The following is a 17,674-nucleotide window of genomic DNA, read 5'->3' as shown; positions in this document are numbered from 1 at the left end:
AAGGGAAGCACCATGAGAAATCGCAAGCTGACAGGAATCCTCGCCCTCGGCGCGGCCGCAACACTCACGCTCGCCGGATGCTCGGGAAGCGCCGGTGACAACGGTGAAGGAACCACGGGCACCGAAGAGGACATGGGCACGATCACGCTCGGGTTCCTCCCCTCGTGGACCGACGGCCTGAGTACCGCCTACCTGCTGGAGAACCAGCTCGAGAAGATCGGCTACACGGTCGAGATGCAGGAGCTCACCGAGGCGGGTCCCCTCTACGCCGGCCTCGCGCAGGGTGACGTCGACATGTACCCGTCGGCCTGGCCCGAGGTCACGCACGCCGAGTACATGGAAGAGTACGGCGACAGCATCGAAGACATCGGCGCCTACTACGAGGGCGCTGTGCTGACGATCGCGGTTCCCGACTACGTCGACATCGAATCGATCGAAGACCTCAAAGGCAACGCCGACATGTTCGGTGGACAGATCATCGGAATCGAGCCGGGCGCAGGCCTGACCGGCGTGACGCAGGACGCGATGATCCCCACGTACGAGCTGGGCGACGAGTACGAGCTCGTCACCTCGTCGACCGCGGCGATGCTCACCGAGCTCGAGAACGCGATCGCCGCCGAAGAGAACATCGTCGTGACGTCATGGCGCCCCTTCTGGGCCAACGACGCCTACAACCTGCGCGACCTCGAAGACCCCCTGGGCGCCATGGGCGAGACCGAGGGACTGCACTTCCTCGGCACGAGCGACTTCTCGGAGCGCTTCCCCGAGGCGGCCGAGCTGATCGCCGGCATCCAGCTCGATGACGAGCAGTACGCCTCGCTCGAGGACATGGTCGTGAACGAGTACGAAGAGGGCCAGGAGCCCGAGGCCATCGAGGCGTGGCTCGAGGCCAACCCCGACGCGTTCTCGACGATCATCACCGACTGATCTGTTCTGGTCTGTTGTCGAATGAGCGGGTCCCGGCTTCGGTCGGGGCCCGCTTTCGTGTTGGATGATGTCCCACTTTGCCTCGGAATGCGCCCGATATAGCGGTGGGAAGTGGGACACGATGGCGGGAAAGTGGGACATGGGCCGGAGGTGGGCGCGGGTGACGGTCAGTCGGTAGGGGGTCGGCGGAGCCTTTTGACGTCCGTGCGCTGCTTCTTCGCCGTGAGACGGCGCTCCTTCGCGCCTCGGCTGACCTTCGTTGCGCGTCGCGGCGGTGCGGGTGGGCGCAACGCATCGGCCACCAGGGTGGCCAGCCGCTCGCGCGCCGCATCCCTATTCCGCAACTGGGCGCGGTGCTCGGATGCCGCGATCGTCAGGACACCATCGACCAGGCGACCGCCCAGGCGCTCGAAGAGCCGCTCGCGTTGCAGAGTCGGCAGGATGGCTGAGTTCGCGACATCCCACACGAGTTCCACACGCGAGTCCGCCGTGTTGACGCCCTGACCCCCGGGTCCCGACGACCGCGAGAAGCGCCACGACAGTTCGGACTCGGGGATGATGAGCGCTGCGTTCACCCGAAGACCGGGTCGATGGGCGGCGGACATGGTTCCATCTTCCTCCCGCCGGCCGACCCGACGCCCGACGGCTCAGCTCGAGATGACCACGGCCGTGCCGTAGGCGACGACCTCCTGGAAGTTCTGGTCGAGCTCGTCCGAGTCGTAACGCATGGCGAGGACGGCGTTCGCGCCCTTCGCCTGCGCCTGCTCGATCAAGCGCTGCACGGCTTCGGCGCGCGTCTGCTCGAGCTGCAGGGTGAGCCCTTTGAGCTCGCCGCCGCCGAGCGCCTTGAATCCGGCACCGATCTGCGCACCGATGTTGCGGGCGCGCACGGTCAGGCCGCTGACCTCGCGGAGGTGATCGTGGCGCCGGGGACGTCGTTCATGGTGGTGACGAGAATGGGGAAGGCTCCTGCCGTGGCTGGGGAACGAATATGCGCCCACGCTAGCGCGAGCCGTTTGCCGGCGCGTGGATACGATGCTGAACATGCTGGGATTCGCCGACCGCTTGGAGTCCCGGCCCCGGCGCATCCTCGTCGCGGGCGTCGCGGGAGCGGGCAAGACGACTCTCGCAGCCCGGATCGCAGCAATGGTGGAGGCGCCGCACACCGAGATCGACGGATTGTTCCACGGCCCGGACTGGACACCGCGCCCCGTCTTCATGGATGACGTGCGAGAGCTCGTGAGTGCGGACACCTGGACCACCGAGTGGCAGTATTCGTCGGCACGGCCCCTGCTGGCTGAGCACGCGGACCTCGTCGTGTGGCTCGATCCTCCGTTCCTCGCGGTGACCCTGCCGCGCGTCGTTCGCCGCACCCTGCGCCGTCGCCTCCGCCGCGAGGTGCTGTGGAACGGCAACGTCGAACCGCCACTGCACACCTTCTTCACGAATCGTGAGCACATCGTCCGGTGGGCGATATCAACGCGGAACAAGCACCGGATGCTTGTCGGTCAGCTCGCTCTCGACCGCCCGGACCTGCGCATCGTGCGCTTGCGCTCGCCGCGAGAGGTCGAGGCGTGGCTGTCGGGGCCGCTGGCGGAGACGACGCGCTGAGCGCCACGGGGCGGTTCAGCTCCTCATGGCTCGTCCGGGCCGCCGGAACGTCGAAGTTGGCCCGTCGCGGCGATGTGGCCGGGAGGGGGCTGGCGAGAGGCTGAGCATGTCCTCGAACGCGAGGAACCGACACGAGGAGGAAGCCATGCCGCTCATTCAGGTCAAGCTCATCGAAGACGTCTTCACCGCGGAACAGAAGCAGCGGATCGTGCGCGAGCTCACGGATGCGATGGTCGCCATCGAAGGCGAGAACATGCGTCCGGTCACGTGGTGCATCGTCGAAGAGGTGCACAGCGGAGATTGGGGAATCGCCGGCAACCCTCTCACCACGTCGGATGTGAAGGCGCTCGCCGCGGGCGTCGCGGCCTAGTCGAACGGCGCTGGCGGTGTCATCCTGAAGCGTGGCATCCCAGGAGCCGGTCGATGAGGGACGTGTGGCCGCCGTCGCGCCCCGTGGTCGCGATCTGATCACTCCGCGAGAGCGCGAGGTGCTTCGACTTGTGGCGACGGGCATGACCACGGGCGATGTCGCGTCAGCCCTGGTGATCAGTGAGCACACGGTTCATCGGCACGTTGCGAACATCCTGACCAAGCTGGATGCGCCGACGCGCGCCGCCGCGGTCTCGATCGCCGCTCGAAGCGGGCTGATCTAGCCGAGACCGGTTCGCTCTTCCCGGCCTCCGATCAGGGCATTGAGAGCGGCCACAAGTTCGTGAGTGGGCTTCTCGCCGACGGCGGTGCTCAGGGGCTCGCTGAACCACTCATGCCATACGGCGTCTACCTGATCGGCGGTGACGCCGCCGTTCTGCGCGAGCAGGACGGCGATCGGACGCGCCTCGAACGCGTATTCATCGGCCGGGACTCCGTCCGGCCCGCCCGGTTCGAGAGAGTACGGGTCCAGCCGGGTGAGCAGACGAAGCACTTCACCGAGGAGCGCTACGTCGGGATCGCTCCCATCCGTCATGCGTGCGGGCGGGGCCGCGTCACGCGGCCGGGGGGCGGCGTCGAGGCTCGCGACGGAACGGGCCACGAACCGGTGGGGGGAGCGGATGCCGGGGCGACCGCGGGTTCGGCAGTGTCGGCGGGATGCTCGGGGGGAGGGGGCGGCGGTACCGAGTCATCCGTCGTGTCCACTGCCCCGGACTCCGCTGCCGGCGGCTCGCCCGCTGTCAACTCGAGGGCGACGCGGTTCTCGAGGACTTCGATGGCCTCATCCGACACCGAGATCAGGCCGTCGAGTTCCTCACGCACGCGTCGATAGGCGAGCTGGCGCTCGGCGGGGGTTGCCGCTTGATCCACCGCCACGCTGAGGAGCTGCTTCGCCGTATCGAGGCGCTTTCGCTCGACCTCGGTGAAGGTGCCGTCACGCAGGCGCCGGGCATCGCGCTCGGCGATATCGAACGCCGCCTCGTATTCGTGCACCGCGTCGCGGTACTCCACGAGTTCGTCTTTGCCGACACGCGCTTTGGGAGACTCCGGCCGGAGTCCGTCGGCTTTCCGTTTGGCGCGGAGGAACGCCGCCGTCAGCGGCTGACGTCCATCGCTCATCGCGGGAAACGCGATCAGCTTTGCCACGTCGAGTTCATACTCGAGCCAGCGGGACGTGACCGCGTCGTGCGCGTCGAAGAGACGCTGCAGACGAGCGACCGGGGTGTCGCTCGTGCGCGACCCCGAAGCATCCGTCACCGCAGGTTGCGCTCGCGCCGCGACCTGTGCCGCACGCAATTCGCTCTTGGCCCGCATGATCTCGAGCCGCCGTTTGTGGCGACGCTCAAGCGCCTTCTGCCAGGCTCGACCGACGCCCCCTGCCACGCCCATCAGGGGGAAGATCAGCCACCAGTAGGAGCCGAAGAACTGCCAAGGTTCCACCCCGTCATGCTACGCGCGCGACAGCACCCGAGCGGCGTCAGGCCGGTCCGGCCGCCGCCTCAGCGCTCGCGGCGCGACGCTCCAACGCCCGCGAGATCCGCATGATCGCCTCGCGCACGATGGGCCGGGGCATCGCGAAGACGAATCTCGTGTACCCGATGCCGGCCACACCGCACGCCGCGCCGTCCGTCATCGCAACGCCCGCTTCTTCTCGGAACCACTCTCCGAGGTCGCCCTCGAGTCCGGTCTGACGGAAGTCGAGCATCGCGATGTAGCTTCCTTCGGGCTTGATCAGCCGCGCCCCGGGGAGGTGTTCGGTGACGAGGTGCTCGAGGAGCTGACGGTTGCCATCAAGATAGTCGACGACGTTCTCAAGCCAGGGGCCCCCGGCCGAGTAGGCCGCGGTGTTCGCGAGGACGCCGAGCGTCGCCGTGCCGTGGCCTGCCCACATGCCGAACGTCTCCCACAGCGCGGCATCCTGATCATTCGACAGGATGACCTGCGCGCACTTCAGCCCGGCGAGGTTCCAGGCCTTGGAGGCCGATGCCGCCGTGATGGTGTGCGAAGCGGCCGTTTCGGAAACGGAGGCGTAGGGGATGTGCTGGGCCGAGCCGTAGACGATCGGAGCGTGGATCTCATCCGAGAAGACCCGTCCACCCGCGGCGGCTACCGTTTCCGCCACCTGGATCAGCTCGTCGCGCGTCGAAACGGTGCCCAACGGGTTGTGCGGGTTGCAGAGCACGAACAACTCGCCCCCGTCTTCGAAGGCGGCGCGCACCCCGTCGTGATCGATGACCCAACGACCGTCGATCTCGATGCTCGGGACCTCGATCACCCGACGCCCGAGCAGCGGCGGAACCATCAAGAACGGCATGTAGGCCGGGGTGGGGACGATGATCGCCGAGTCCGGCTTCGTGAAGTGCTTGATCGTCAGCTCGAACGCCGCGATGACATCGGGCACGTGATGCACGCGCTCCGGGGGAACCTGCCATCCGTACCGGTCGGCATACCAATCCGAGGTGGCGCGAGCGAGGTCGTCGGAGAGTTGCATCGGGAGGTATCCCGTGACACCGCGGTCGAGTGCGGTCTTCAGGGCTTCCTTGATGGGCGGCGCGAGGCCGAAATCCATCTCGGCGACCCACGCTCCGATCGTGCCGGGAAAGTTCGTCCACTTCACGCTTCCGGCGTTGCGCAGATCGTCCTCTGTGAGGGCATCGAAGTCGAGGGTCACGGCACTGCTTTCTCTCGTCAGGGGATCCACTTACAGCTTCAGCGTGAGATGAGGGCTCTCCATTCCCCTCAGTCCGATGAGCGTCGCGGGATCGGCCAGATCGGTTTCCGCTTATCGGCCGCGGGCGGGTCGTCGTTCGGCGTTGATCCGGGGACGGACGACTCGGGTGGCGCGGATGACTCGGGCGGTGCGGGCTGTGCGGATGCGGGCGGGGGTGAGGAGTCCGGGGTGGGCGGGACATCCTCCGCTCGCGGATTCCGTTTGGCAGCGCGCCAGATGGCGTCGCGCGCGGACTCGGTCGCTGCCGCCGCTGCTGTGACGGCCGCCGCGCGCGCGTTCTCGACGAGGTCATCCCAGGCGCCGCGCAATTGCGGCGGAACATTCGAGCCGACGCCCGGTGCGTGTGCGCCATCGGATGCGGCCCCCGGCGGACGACCGGATGCCCCCGCCGCACGCCATGCGGCCGCCTCGGCGGTATGGAACGCTGCCTCGAGTTCGGTCACCGCGGTGCGGTAGCGCGCAAACTCTTCGGGCGTCAGCGTGGGTTTGCCCGGGCGCGGCCGGAGCCAGCGCGCGGCGTCCATCGCGGTCAGCAGCGCCGCCGTCGCCGGCACCCGCGCATCGCTCATCGTGGGGAAAGCGATCGCTTTGGCCGGGTCGGTCTCGTACGCCATCCAGCTCGACAGCACCGCATCGTGTTCGGCCACGAGCCGCGATAGCGGCAGGTTTTCGTCGCCCCGAGGCATCCGGCGCATCAGTGCCTTTGCGGCTTTGACCTGCACGCGACGCCCACGCAGTCCCGTCTGCGCCGATCGCAGCTCGCGCTGAGCCTCTCCCACCGCATGCCGCGCGGCCTCGATCTCGCCGACCGACCCGCGCCCGCTCTGACGCGCACTTTTCGCGACCAGCAGCGTCGCCTGCGCGCTCTTCGCCTGGGCCCGAGCGGTGAACAGGCGCACCCGCGCAACCGCCAGTTCGTGCTTCGCGCCGGCGTACTCGAGTGCCCGTGCGCGCTGGCGGCGGCCATAGCGAATCCCGGCGAACGAGGCCGCACCGCCCGCGATCACGGTGGGCCCCAGCCACCAGAACTCCGCGGCGAACGCGAAGAAAGGGTCCATCCCGCCATGCTAACCGCGCGCCTGGATATGCGTGCGGGCAGGGTTGCGTAGAGAAGGGCCCCATACCTTCGGATCATGCGAGTCTGGAGCGCACCACGTCTGTTGGGAGTGCCATGTTCGCCATCACCGAAGCCGTCACGATCAACCGTTCGCCCGAGGACGTGTTCGCCTATTTCTCCGATGGTCGCCATCGCCCGGAATGGGACACGACTGTCGTCTCGGAGGAACTGACATCCCCACCACCGGTTGGAGTGGGGAGCACCATTCGAACGCGGATGAGTGTGCTCTCGCGTCGCATGGACTTCGTGTGGCGGGTCAGCCGATTCGACCCACCACTGCGGATGGCGACGGTCAGCATCGAGGGCCCGATGCCGACGTCTGTCGAATTCGCATTCACCGCGGTGGAGGGGGGATGCCGCGTCCGTGCCGCCATCGAGGGCCATCCCGCGGGGATGATGCGACTCGCCGAGCCGCTTATCGCGGAATCGGTGCGCTCCACGCTCGCCGCCGCGCTCGAGCGCGCAAGATTACTGCTCGAGACGACCCATCCGAGCAGACAATGACCCACGCGGGCCTCAGCCGAAGATGAGCGCCAGAACCGTCGCGCCGCCGCCGGTGACGAGCAGAGCGATGATCACGACCCATGCCACGACCCGGACGCGCTTCTGACGCTTTTCGCCGTAGCTTTCGAGTTCGTCGTTTGACATGTCGCTCCTAGGCCATCGGGGGAGTGGTCGGGGCTTCGAACTCGCCGATCGTCGCGCCGAAGGCCGCGGGCAACGTGCCCCGCCAGAGCCGGTTCAGCTCGTCGATACCCATTGTGAAGACATCCTGGATCTCGAGCTCGGCGCCGCGGGCCGGAGCGATGTCCGTCACGCCGATGCGCAGCACCGGGTAACCGCGTCCCTCGCACAGGCCCTGGAACTTGACGTCGTCCTCGCGGGGGACGCTCACCAGAACACGACCGGTGGACTCCGAGAAGAGGGCCGCCGAGGCATCCACACCGTCGCGCTCGATGATCTCGCGCAGCCAGACGCGCGCGCCGACGCCGAAGCGGATCACGCTTTCGGCGAGAGCCTGTGCCAGGCCACCGCCCGACAGATCGTGGGCGCTCGAGATGAGACCCTGCTGGGATGCCGCACGCAGGAGCTCGGCAAGGGTCTTCTCGTCGCCGAGGTTGACGCGCGGGGGTCGGCCGCCGAGGTGATCGTGGACAACGCCCGCCCACTCGGAGCCGCTGAGCTCCGTGGACGTGATGCCGAGAAGGTAGATGTTCTCGCCCTGATCCTGCCAGCCGCTCGGCACGCGACGCGCGACGTCGTCGATGACGCCCAGGACTCCGACGACGGGCGTCGGATAGATCGGCTGGTCACCGGTCTGGTTGTAGAAGCTGACGTTTCCGCCCGTGACGGGGATCTCGAGTTCACGGCACGCATCCGCGATGCCCTGGACGGAGCGCTGGAACTGCCACATCACCTCGGGGTTCTCGGGGCTGCCGAAGTTCAGGCAGTCCGTCACCGCGGTCGGGACCGCGCCCGCGACGGCGACGTTGCGGTACGCCTCGGCGACCGCGTGCCGCGCGCCCTCGTAGGGGTCGAGCTGGCAGAAGCGGCTGTCGCAGTCAGTCGCGATCGCAAAGCCCAGGCCCGACTCCTCGTCGACGCGGATCATGCCGGCGTCGTCGGGGAAGGCCAGGGCGGTGTTGCCCATGACGTAGTAGTCGTACTGGTTCGTCACCCACGACTTGTCGGCCAGGTTCGGGCTCGACAGCAGCTGGGCGAACTGGGCCCGGAGTGTCTCACCGTCGGTCGCGCGGGGCAGGGCGCTCGCCGAGTCCTCCCGCAGCGCGTCGATCCATGCGGGATAGGCGACGGGGCGTTCGTAGACGGGGCCGTCGACCGCGACGGTCGCGGGGTCGACGTTGACGATCTCGTGACCGTGCCAGTGGATGACGAGGCGCCCGTCGCCGGTGACCTCACCCAGGACGCTGGTCTCGACATCCCACTTGCCCGTCACCGCGAGGAACGCCTCGAGCTTTTCGGGAGCGACGATCGCCATCATGCGCTCTTGCGACTCGGACATCAGGATCTCTTCGGGGGTCAACCGAGGGTCGCGCAGCAGCACCTCTTCGAGGTCGACCTTCATGCCGCTGCCGCCGTTGGCAGCGAGCTCGCTCGTGGCGCACGAGATGCCGGCGGCGCCGAGGTCCTGGATCGCCTCGACCAGCTCGTCGCGGTAGAGCTCGAGGCAGCACTCGATCAGCACCTTCTCGGCGAACGGGTCGCCGACCTGTACGGCGGGCCGCTTGGTCGGGCCACCGTCGGCGAACGTGTCGGAGGCGAGGATGGATGCTCCGCCGATGCCGTCGCCGCCCGTGCGGGCACCGAACAACACGACCTTGTTGCCGGTGCCGCTCGCGTTCGCGAGCTTGATGTCTTCGTGGCGCATGACGCCGACCGCGAGCGCGTTGACGAGCGGGTTGCCCTGGTAGACCGAGTCGAAGAACGTCTCGCCGCCGATGTTGGGCAGGCCGAGGCAGTTGCCGTAGAACGAGATGCCGCTGACGACGCCGTGCACCACGCGCGCCGTGTCGGGGTGGTCGATCGCGCCGAAACGCAGCTGGTCCATGACGGCGACGGGGCGAGCGCCCATCGAGATGATGTCGCGGACGATGCCGCCGACGCCGGTTGCCGCACCCTGGAACGGTTCGATGTAGCTCGGGTGGTTGTGCGACTCGACCTTGAAGGTCACGGCCCATCCGTCGCCCACGTCGACGACGCCGGCGTTCTGGCCCATGCCGACCATGAGCTTTTCGCGCATCTTGTCGGTCATTTGGCGGCCGAACTCGCGCAGGTAGATCTTGCTCGACTTGTACGAGCAGTGCTCCGACCACATGACCGAGTACATTGCCAGCTCGGAGCTGGTGGGCCGCCGGCCGAGGATCTCGCGGATGCGGTCGTACTCGTCGGGCTTGAGGCCGAGGGCCTCGAAAGGCTGGGTGCGCTCGGGCGTCGCCGCGGCGTTTTCGACGGTGTCGACGACGGGCGTCGCGGGGGCATTCTGGGTGGCTGTCGTCACGCGGCTGAGCTCCAAAAATCGCGGGATGCCGGACCGGCCCAGTCTAGCCGGGGGTTCGGGCCGGCTCCGCTGTCACAGAACGACGCTGATCGGCGCTGTGAAGGTCGATCTGCGACAGCGGAGCGGATGAATGCGGGCGAACTGTCGGTAACGCGGTGGGATGACACTGGATGTCACGCGTAACGGGCATGCGTTGAGAGCATCGAGCCGCCCTTGTCGTGACACTTTCCCGAGACGCCTTGCTCGAACTCGAGTCGGGCGTAGAGCGACCCGCGTCCGACGCGCTTTATAGACCTGGCTTTGAGTGGTTCGTCGACGACGGTCACTTCGATCCGCTCTTTGCCCGCGGGCGATGTGAAGGAATCCGGGGAGAGCGAAGACGCCGCGGAGGGCGCCGTGGGCCGAGGAAGGCGCCGCAGACGACGTCAACGCCGGGGATGCGGCCGAAGACGAGGAGGAGAATGCCGCGGAGGCGGATGTCGAGGCAGCGGCCGCGGCCGCGGATGTTGTCTCGCGAGGGGCCCGACGTCAGGTTGTCTCGTTGGTCATTGCCGCGTCGATTCGCTGAATGAAGTCGTTCGCCCACTCTGCCGCAACTGCGACATCTGGGATGACTTCCACACCCTCAGAGGATGCGTCGTAGAGGGTGTCCCAGTTGTCGTTCACGACCACGACGGGCGGCCACTCATGCGCCGCGCGGTAGGTGAACAGGCGTGTGCAGGTCACGCGCACTCGGTCGAGGTCGAGGTCCTCTTCGCGTTCGAGCAGCTGCAGGTCGATGAGGTCATGTGCGCGCTCGCTATCGGTAGCGGTAGCCGCGTGGAGCTTCTGCGCAATCTGATGGTCACTACGCATCACGCTGACCGGCTCCGGTCGGGGAAGCCCGACAGACTGGAACAGGTCCGCTAGGTCATCTGCAAGCGCAGTCTCCGGCTCGTCAGCGTCGCCGATCTCGTTGTGGCCAAGCTCGAACTTGACGGTGCACCAGGGCTTTCCGAGGTAGTCAAGCTTTACGTCGAACGGCTGCATGATGTACGCACTCGGGACGCCTGCCGGCTTCGGTGCTGTGCGTTCGATGAGCCGCCCAGTGAAGCCCGCCCACCCCGTGCGCAACCGCTCCTCGAAGTCATTGATGAACTCCACGATCGTGCCCGATCGCGCGGCGTCGAGGTCTTTCGTGAATCGGGTGGCCCGGCCGTAGCGGAGCGCCATCGCACTTCCACCTTTGATGGCTCCGGCCGGGAGCATCTGGCCGACCACGACCAGCGCCATCCCTACAGTGCGTCTATTCACCGACCCTTCGTTACCCTCGATGTTGATGAGTCGCTGACGTAGCGAACTGAGGTTCGCCGGGGCTGTGTCGTACGTCACGCGGCCATTGCCTCTCGCACGCGCGACATCTCTGCAGTTGTCAGATATCCCTCTGCGCGTGCTCGGGTGGCGGCTTCGATGAGCCGTCCGGCCTGGACGCGGCCCTGACATTCGAGGAGCGCATCCACCACGGACTGCGCGGCGATGCCCTCGTACACGGTCAGCTTTGCATCTGCAGGAGCAGGGGTGAGCGTAATGCGCGCGGGCACCGTGCGCCGAGTGCGCTTTGGGGTTGCGACGGTGATGCTCCGCGGGTTCACATCGGCAAGGCCAAGGAGTGCGAGTACCGCCTCGCCCCGCAAAAACGCACCCTCTCCCGCACGTAGTGTTGCCTCTGCGTACTCGTCGAGGGGGGTGTGCGGGATGGTCTCGTCCCGGTACAACCCGTAGGCGATGTGTGCGAACCTGTTGCGCGTAGCGAGCTTCACCAACTCGACTTTGGGGACGCCAGCGCGCTCCGCGGCGCGCGTGGTGACATACCCGTAGTTGTCGGCTGCAATCTCGTGGACGACGTCGCGATAGGTTGTCTGAGGCATGTCAAAACTATACCACTTACGGTATAGTTTTGACATACTGTCACCTTGACCCAACAACTCGCGTGAGTGTTGCAAGGCTTCGTGCGACCCTGTCTCGACATTGTCTCGACGGCATCGGCGGGGTTGCTGGCCAGCGTGTTGTCTGCCACCGGAAGAGAGCTGATCCATCGAGAACTCGTTCCAGCGGCGACTCCTCAACGGAAGAACGTTGGGATGACCGCTTCGATCCTTGTTTCGAGGTCATCTAAGATCACAGTTGGCCATCCGAAGTATGAAGTCGTGTACGTCAGCGCGTTGTAGAAGGCTGCAAGCGCGGCCCGCGCCTCCTTCTCGGTGGAACCGATATCGGCCTGAAGGTAGGCGACTCTGTGACCGTGCTCAGGATCGCTGTACCACCCGCGGCGCTGCCGAGCCGGGTAAAGAGTCGGGTGCGTCATGTTCGAGAGATAGCCGTAGATCCCAGACGCCTGCTCCTGAGTGATGGCGCCACCCGCGGCTTCAGCCAGGGCATACATGTCTTTCACCACGTCTTCGAGCCGCGGAAGGTTCTGACCGTGGAGTTCGTACCTCCCAAGACTCTCCATCGTCGTGTCGGGGAACCGTGCGAGAGTCTCGCGCTGGATCGTCTTGTAGTCCTCGGCGGCGTCGGAGTAGCTCATGTGAGTCTTGCCGTGCATGTATCCCGAGTTCTTCTTGGCCTCCTCTGCGCTCTTCCGTTCTTCGAGGTAGCAGCGAGCGAGACGATCCTCAGCCGACTCTCCCTCCTCCCCAAGGACCCAGACAGCATGGGCGCAGTTCTCGATGACCGCTCGAACGAGGAGGGGAGGCGAGAAAAGGATCTCGCCACTGGTGTAGAGGCTTGCGAGGCCCCCCATGTGGCCACTCGCGGCGAGAAGGAAGGTCTGAGCGACTTCAGCGAGCAGCCGATGGCCGGTCTCGCCGCGGGGTTGGGAAACCAATGGATCTGGCGACGGGAGTGCGGCCGCGTCTCGCGCGGCGGGAGAGCCCGCGGCGGGAATCCAGTGATGAGTGTCCGCCGTCTCGTGGAAAGCAGCGCGACACAACAAGAATAGGTTCGCGAGTTCGTCGAGTCGCGCGCTCAACTCGGGCGAGCTGGACTGCCAGTGGATCATGATTACGCCTCGTGTGTAGTCGGGCCAGGTTGCGAAGTCTCGTCCATGCGCGAGCCGGTGGCCACGATCAGACGACCAGGCGGACTGTCCTCGCCGCGTCAGCGGCTATGCAGGCGCCCATCTGCTGAGCTGGTCCGTCACCGACGGGGCGCCTTTGACCAGCTGGGTGCGCCAGTCGAGCTGACGGCGGTGCTGAAGGAATCCAACGACGACGATCTCGTGCACGCCGAGCCGATCGGCCTGTGCAGACACCCAGCTTTGGCGGAGGGGGCGGGGTGGGGCGGGAAGGCCGCCTGGGATGGCCCAGTCGCCGGCGAGTTGGTTGGTAGCGTTCTCGTCGCCCATCGTGTGCGCTTCGCCGTCGTCGATGAGGATGATCCCGCCAGGGCGCACGTCGCCGCGGACAAGATGCGCGAGCTCGTGCAAGAGCGTGAACAGAACCTTGTCCAGGCGTTTTCCACGCCCCGAGATTGCAATCACAGGCTGGGCCTCATCGTCGTCGAGGAGGAATGTTGCCCCGTTCATCTTGCTGCCGGGAAAAGCTTCAACGTAAACGAGTCGCACCCCGACCTCGGCGAGTAGTGTCGCGAGGTCGGCGAACACAGAGACATCTCGCACGCGGCGAGCGAGGCTTTCGGCGAGAGCTGCGACGGCTTCCATGTCAAGCGGCGCGACGGTGAGTGTCCGCGCGGTTCGACGGGCGACTGCAAGCCACGCCTTTTGGGTTGGCGTAAGAGGCACGTCTGGGTTCGAGCGCCGCGCAGCAGCGGCGAACACCGGTTCGTCATCGATCGATTCGATCTCAAATAGCTCTCGGATCTCGTCTTCGAGTTCGTCAAGACTGTTGCCAGTGACATAGCCGTACTTGCGGAGCACCGCGATCGGCGCAAGCTGGTTCAGCTGAGCACGCAGCCTCACATTGCTCAGCTGGCTCTGGGTCTTAGTGTCCTGCGCCTGACGAGAGAGCAAGTATTGGTTCTGTATGTTCAACCAGAACTCTGCCGACGGGCCAAGTGCCGCTGCGATCTGGGCGGCCGACTCGCGGGTGATCTCCTTCTTCCCCGACATGATCTCGGAGACAAACTGCGTGGGCCGGCCGAGGATCTCGGCGAACTCCGTCTGAGACCAGTCGCGCTGTTCGAGCTCCTCCGCGAGGATCTCGCCGACCGGGACCTGGTCGGCCAAGTACTTTTCCATGTGCTCCTCCTTAGTCCTGTTCGACGGCTTCGATGACAGCAACGGCACCGCTATTGACACGCGGGTACGAAACGCGCAGACGGTGCTCGTCATCGATCCGCAGTGTCGCGCCGGACGCCACCCCACTGGGCGCAGACAGGACACGCAAGCTCAGCAGTGCTTCCAAATCGGCGGGACTCGTCGCGGCGGAAATCATCTGCAGGACCCGTCGATACCGACGCAACAGTGGCGCTGGCCAGCCATCCGCGCCGGACACCGTCTCATACGCGAGGTGTTCCAACTCCTCGTCCCCGAACTGCAGTTGCAATGCGCATTCCGCTCTTCACCCCTGGACTGATACGGCAACGATATCCGAAGTACTCCTGTGGGGAAGGATCTCCTCCTGCGTGTCATGCTAGCATAAGAACATCACCCCAAGGGTGATAGCCTGATAGCAAGTAACGAGATAACCGAGGAGCTCCCATGACCACGCAGCAGGACCTCGCAGCGGCGAGCAAGAAGAAGGACCGGAAGATGACGATCACGATCGACTCGAAGAAGTACACGGTGCGGGATGACGACTGGGAGGCGCGTGCACTGTTGCTCCTGGCCGGACTGGATCCGGCGGAGTACGACCTGGCGCAGATCAAGCGCAACGGCACGCTGAAGCGGTTCAAGGATCGGCAGATCGTGAAGGTCGAGGACGGCGACGAGTTCGAGTCCGTCAAGCAGGACGGCCCGGTCGCCTGATGGAGACGCCGCGGCACGGCATCGACGGGTTCATCGCCGACCTCGCCGACTGGGGAGCCGAGGCGCGGATCGTGGGGGCCTGGGTGGTCTTCCCGGTGCGTGCACCGGGCGGCGCGCGAGAAGGCGAGATGCTCGAGAGCGCGGTGGCGGTGAACGAGCTGCAGTCTTGGCCTCTGATCCCGCCGCACTGGGTGCACTTTCCGTCGTCCGTGATCCTGCCGCAGGTGCACACCGACCAGTCAGACACGCAGACGGGATGGACGCGACACTCGCGCCAGATCGAGCGGTGGGAGCAGGTGACCGAGCCAGGGCGGGCCTGGCTCGGTCACGCCCGCGCCACCCTGGCAGGAGCGTTCTGATGGGCGGGCGGCGCTATTCGGTCGCGATGTCTGCCGCGATCGCCGAGATACTCTCGGCGCACCTGGAACGACAAGACGGGCAGGAGGACGTGGTCCTCGCCACGTACGCGCCGTCAACGGGACGCGAGCGGACGACGGCGCTGCTGCGCCGCGTATTTCTGCCGCGGGCGGGCGACCGGCACGTGCATGGGAACGCTTCGTTCACCTCCGACTACGTGATGCGGGTCACTGAGGAAGCCGCAGCCGCTGGTGAGGGGCTTGTGCTGTTGCACTCCCACCCACGCGGGACGACGTGGCAGTCGATGAGCAAGACGGACCGGGCGACCGAGTCAGGATATGCGGGGCTCGGAAGTGCCGCGACCCGGCTCCCCGTGATCGGCATGACCTGGGGTGGAGAGGGGGAGGTGTGGTCGGCAAGGTTCTGGTTCTCTCGGGTGAATGCAGTCGACGCGGAAACAGTGCGAGTTGTGGGGACTACATTCGCCACCTCATTCAATCCGGCCCTGCTCCCGCCGCCGGCAACAACACCCGCGCAGATCCGGACAGTAAGCGCATGGGGTACTGTCGTGCAGGCAAACCTCGCCCGGCTCCGGGTGCTGGTGGTGGGTGCCGGCAGCGTCGGGCTGGACGTGGCTCAGCGGCTGGCCGCGTCGGGGATCCGCACCGTCGGAGTGATGGACTTCGATGCCGTGGAACCTCGCAACCTCGACCGGATGATCGGTGCCAGCCGCCGCGACGCCCATGACCGGGTCGCGAAGGTCGACGTCGCCGTCCGGCTGCTACGGGCGCAAGCCACAGCAGCGAACCCAGATGTCCGCGGGCACGAGATGTCGATCTGCGACCCGGAAGGGCTTCGGGTCGCGCTCGACTACGACATCATCTTCTCGTGCGTCGACAGACCCTGGCCGAGAGCGGTGCTGAACCAGATCGCCTATACGGATCTCATCCCCATCATCGACGGCGGCATCAACATCGAAGTCGCCGACGACGACACATTCAACCGGGCGACCGCTCGCGCGCACACACTCGTGCCGGGCGAGCCATGTATGACCTGCACGCGTCAGCTGAACCCAGCGCGGGTGGCCCTCGACCGCGAGGGGCTGCTCGATGACCCCGAATACATTCGGAAGTCCGGCATCGACCTGGAACGCGCTGGCCAGAACGTCGCGACACTCGCCGCGATGGTCAGTGGCCTACTGCTCACTCAATTCGTAAGTTTGACCGTCGCCCCCGGTGGACGCGGAGCGCCAGGGGCGGTCTGCTTCCACTACCGTCCGCACGTCCTCGAGCATCTTGAAGACACCTCGGCACCGTCGTGCCTGTGGGAGACCGCTCTCGCTGCAGGAGACGCACGCATCCCGGTTGCGACGGGAGACTCCCGTGCCGAGGCGATCGTTCTGAGGCGACGACGCGTGGCGCGCACACTGCCCGGACGCCTCCGAGGAGTACGACGGTGGGTCGCTGACCGCTGGGACAACTGAGCTCCCCGACGATTGCCTCGACCGCTCGCGCCGGCGACGGTACATCCGGCACCAACGGACCACACACTCCACTAGCTTCTGACCAAAACGCATACACCGAGGAGAAACGCCGTGACGATCCCTGTGACACTTCCATCCTTCAGCTGGCCATCAAAGAAGGCGGCCTTCGACGAATTCAGGCGTCTCCACACCGGCGGCCCCTACGCCGTTTACGACCGCATCACCGACCCGTCGCATGACCTGATGCTCCGCGAAGTGCTCGATCTCCATCCCGACGCGTCCGAGAAGATCGGGGCGGGAGTGGACCACTTCTATGTAGGGCTGACCAGCGACGGCGACAAGTTCAACGTGCGACCTGACGCCACAGGCATCTGGATCAAGCGTGTTGACGGATCCGATGTGGACTTCAGCTACCGGACCTGCATCAGCAATCACACGGCCGAGTCTGATGCGAAGGAAGGCCTACGTCTCGCCGTTGAAGAACGCAGATTGGCATACCGCGAGGATCGCGAAGCGGATGGCACGTTGGCGAGCGACATCTCTGGCACCATGTTCTCCGACCGCAGCGAAGCACAGGTCATCTACGACGAACCGTCCTGGGGTCAACTTACGTACCGCTTCGCCGAGGGGGAGGGCGGATGGGACCGCGTCCTAGTCCACTCAGGAAATGGTGAGGTCCTCATCGGAAGCCACCTCATGGACGGCGCCGTCCATACGAGATGGCTCGAGTTCTACGACCTTCATGCCAACCGCCGGCTCGCTACTGCCAGTGAGGCCGCCGCCCGCCCGCGTCCTCCACAAGACGCATGGACACCTTGAGAGCCAACACGTTCTCGGCTGGGCTCGTGAGCTCCAACTTCCACTCCCCACTTCGGTAATCGATCGTCCGATGGCGACCTCGACGACTGACGACGTCAAAGATCAGTGGTCGACTCCATTTTGCTGGAGGATCTCCCGGGGTGTCGTGCTGGCTCATCGGCTCCTCGGTTCACGAGCGCTATGTGGGCTCTTCGCAATTGAGGGTGTAGTCGGCG

The 17,674-nt window shown here is 66.0% G+C and carries 21 protein-coding genes; 9 read left to right on the top strand and 12 right to left on the bottom strand.

The window, feature by feature from the left end; genetic code table 11:
- Window positions 1–12: 12 nt before the first annotated feature.
- A complete protein-coding gene (locus MIC448_RS04480) occupies window positions 13–927 on the top strand; it encodes a glycine betaine ABC transporter substrate-binding protein (protein WP_036296755.1) in 915 nt (304 codons plus the stop codon).
- 167 nt (window positions 928–1,094) lie between these two features.
- Here MIC448_RS04480 and arfB read toward each other — a convergent pair whose 3' ends face one another.
- Window positions 1,095–1,532, bottom strand: coding sequence for an alternative ribosome rescue aminoacyl-tRNA hydrolase ArfB (arfB, locus tag MIC448_RS04475; RefSeq protein ID WP_036296601.1), 438 nt, complete (start codon window positions 1,530–1,532; stop codon window positions 1,095–1,097).
- A 42-nt stretch (window positions 1,533–1,574) separates the two neighbouring features.
- Window positions 1,575–1,817 (bottom strand): YbjQ family protein, encoded by a 243-nt coding sequence (locus MIC448_RS04470; protein WP_243419901.1) that lies wholly within the window; start codon window positions 1,815–1,817, stop codon window positions 1,575–1,577.
- A gap of 154 nt (window positions 1,818–1,971) precedes the next feature.
- Between MIC448_RS04470 and MIC448_RS04465 the strand changes: the two genes are divergently transcribed.
- The 3 genes from MIC448_RS04465 to MIC448_RS04455 all read left to right on the top strand — a co-directional run bounded on the left by MIC448_RS04465 (window position 1,972) and on the right by MIC448_RS04455 (window position 3,191).
- Window positions 1,972–2,538 carry an AAA family ATPase gene (locus MIC448_RS04465; protein WP_199484408.1) on the top strand — a complete coding sequence of 189 codons (567 nt, stop codon included), beginning with the start codon at window positions 1,972–1,974 and terminating at the stop codon, window positions 2,536–2,538.
- 145 nt (window positions 2,539–2,683) lie between these two features.
- Window positions 2,684–2,908 carry a tautomerase family protein gene (locus MIC448_RS04460; RefSeq protein WP_036296598.1) on the top strand — a complete coding sequence of 75 codons (225 nt, stop codon included), beginning with the start codon at window positions 2,684–2,686 and terminating at the stop codon, window positions 2,906–2,908.
- A gap of 31 nt (window positions 2,909–2,939) precedes the next feature.
- Window positions 2,940–3,191: a response regulator transcription factor gene (locus MIC448_RS04455; protein ID WP_036296595.1), complete on the top strand. Its 252-nt coding sequence runs from the start codon at window positions 2,940–2,942 to the stop codon at window positions 3,189–3,191.
- Here MIC448_RS04455 and MIC448_RS04450 read toward each other — a convergent pair.
- The 4 genes from MIC448_RS04450 to MIC448_RS04435 all read right to left on the bottom strand — a co-directional run bounded on the left by MIC448_RS04450 (window position 3,188) and on the right by MIC448_RS04435 (window position 6,756).
- A complete protein-coding gene (locus MIC448_RS04450; RefSeq protein WP_051513132.1) occupies window positions 3,188–3,502 on the bottom strand; it encodes a hypothetical protein in 315 nt (104 codons plus the stop codon). The two genes, MIC448_RS04455 and MIC448_RS04450, sit on opposite strands and share 4 nt — an antisense overlap.
- The gene (locus MIC448_RS04445) at window positions 3,499–4,407 is read right to left on the bottom strand and encodes a hypothetical protein (protein ID WP_036296592.1); all 909 of its coding nucleotides are present in this window, start codon (window positions 4,405–4,407) and stop codon (window positions 3,499–3,501) included. The genes MIC448_RS04450 and MIC448_RS04445 overlap by 4 nt, the downstream gene beginning before the upstream one ends.
- A 37-nt stretch (window positions 4,408–4,444) precedes the next feature.
- Window positions 4,445–5,638 carry a MalY/PatB family protein gene (locus MIC448_RS04440; RefSeq protein ID WP_036296588.1) on the bottom strand — a complete coding sequence of 398 codons (1,194 nt, stop codon included), beginning with the start codon at window positions 5,636–5,638 and terminating at the stop codon, window positions 4,445–4,447.
- Between the two features lie 68 nt (window positions 5,639–5,706).
- Window positions 5,707–6,756: a hypothetical protein gene (locus MIC448_RS04435; RefSeq protein ID WP_051513130.1), complete on the bottom strand. Its 1,050-nt coding sequence runs from the start codon at window positions 6,754–6,756 to the stop codon at window positions 5,707–5,709.
- Window positions 6,757–6,869: 113 nt separating this feature from the next.
- On the opposite strand from MIC448_RS04435, the gene MIC448_RS04430 reads away from it, so the two are divergent.
- A complete protein-coding gene (locus MIC448_RS04430; RefSeq protein WP_036296585.1) occupies window positions 6,870–7,319 on the top strand; it encodes an SRPBCC family protein in 450 nt (149 codons plus the stop codon).
- 12 nt (window positions 7,320–7,331) lie between these two features.
- Here the strand turns inward: MIC448_RS04430 and MIC448_RS16550 are convergent, their stop codons facing one another.
- From MIC448_RS16550 to MIC448_RS04405, 6 genes are all read right to left on the bottom strand, one after another.
- Window positions 7,332–7,463: a hypothetical protein gene (locus MIC448_RS16550; RefSeq protein ID WP_269800311.1), complete on the bottom strand. Its 132-nt coding sequence runs from the start codon at window positions 7,461–7,463 to the stop codon at window positions 7,332–7,334.
- A gap of 7 nt (window positions 7,464–7,470) precedes the next feature.
- Window positions 7,471–9,834, bottom strand: a complete 2,364-nt coding sequence (gene purL / locus MIC448_RS04425) for a phosphoribosylformylglycinamidine synthase subunit PurL (protein ID WP_036296582.1) — start codon at window positions 9,832–9,834, stop codon at window positions 7,471–7,473.
- 528 nt (window positions 9,835–10,362) lie between these two features.
- Window positions 10,363–11,127 carry a nucleotidyl transferase AbiEii/AbiGii toxin family protein gene (locus MIC448_RS04420; RefSeq protein ID WP_199484407.1) on the bottom strand — a complete coding sequence of 255 codons (765 nt, stop codon included), beginning with the start codon at window positions 11,125–11,127 and terminating at the stop codon, window positions 10,363–10,365.
- 74 nt (window positions 11,128–11,201) lie between these two features.
- On the bottom strand, window positions 11,202–11,741 hold the full coding sequence (locus MIC448_RS04415; protein WP_036296576.1) for a hypothetical protein: 540 nt from the start codon (window positions 11,739–11,741) through the stop codon (window positions 11,202–11,204).
- A gap of 194 nt (window positions 11,742–11,935) precedes the next feature.
- Window positions 11,936–12,616, bottom strand: a complete 681-nt coding sequence (locus tag MIC448_RS04410) for a hypothetical protein (protein ID WP_243419900.1) — start codon at window positions 12,614–12,616, stop codon at window positions 11,936–11,938.
- A gap of 363 nt (window positions 12,617–12,979) precedes the next feature.
- On the bottom strand, window positions 12,980–14,164 hold the full coding sequence (locus tag MIC448_RS04405) for a HigA family addiction module antitoxin (RefSeq protein WP_243419899.1): 1,185 nt from the start codon (window positions 14,162–14,164) through the stop codon (window positions 12,980–12,982).
- 369 nt (window positions 14,165–14,533) lie between these two features.
- On the opposite strand from MIC448_RS04405, the gene MIC448_RS04400 reads away from it, so the two are divergent.
- From MIC448_RS04400 to MIC448_RS04385, 4 genes are all read left to right on the top strand, one after another.
- Window positions 14,534–14,800 (top strand): hypothetical protein, encoded by a 267-nt coding sequence (locus MIC448_RS04400; protein WP_036296566.1) that lies wholly within the window; start codon window positions 14,534–14,536, stop codon window positions 14,798–14,800.
- Window positions 14,800–15,159: a hypothetical protein gene (locus MIC448_RS04395; RefSeq protein WP_036296565.1), complete on the top strand. Its 360-nt coding sequence runs from the start codon at window positions 14,800–14,802 to the stop codon at window positions 15,157–15,159. Before MIC448_RS04400 ends, MIC448_RS04395 begins: the two co-directional genes overlap by 1 nt.
- The gene (locus MIC448_RS04390; RefSeq protein ID WP_036296563.1) at window positions 15,159–16,640 is read left to right on the top strand and encodes a ThiF family adenylyltransferase; all 1,482 of its coding nucleotides are present in this window, start codon (window positions 15,159–15,161) and stop codon (window positions 16,638–16,640) included. The genes MIC448_RS04395 and MIC448_RS04390 overlap by 1 nt, the downstream gene beginning before the upstream one ends.
- 111 nt (window positions 16,641–16,751) lie before the next feature.
- Window positions 16,752–17,459, top strand: coding sequence for a DCL family protein (locus tag MIC448_RS04385; protein ID WP_051513128.1), 708 nt, complete (start codon window positions 16,752–16,754; stop codon window positions 17,457–17,459).
- The last annotated feature ends 215 nt before the right edge of the window (window positions 17,460–17,674 follow it).

It is taken from the genome of Microbacterium sp. C448, assembly GCF_000582705.2.
Classification (GTDB): domain Bacteria; phylum Actinomycetota; class Actinomycetes; order Actinomycetales; family Microbacteriaceae; genus Microbacterium; species Microbacterium lacus_A.
Note: the sequence above shows the minus strand (reverse complement) of the source record. Positions and strands in the feature narration are given on the sequence as shown.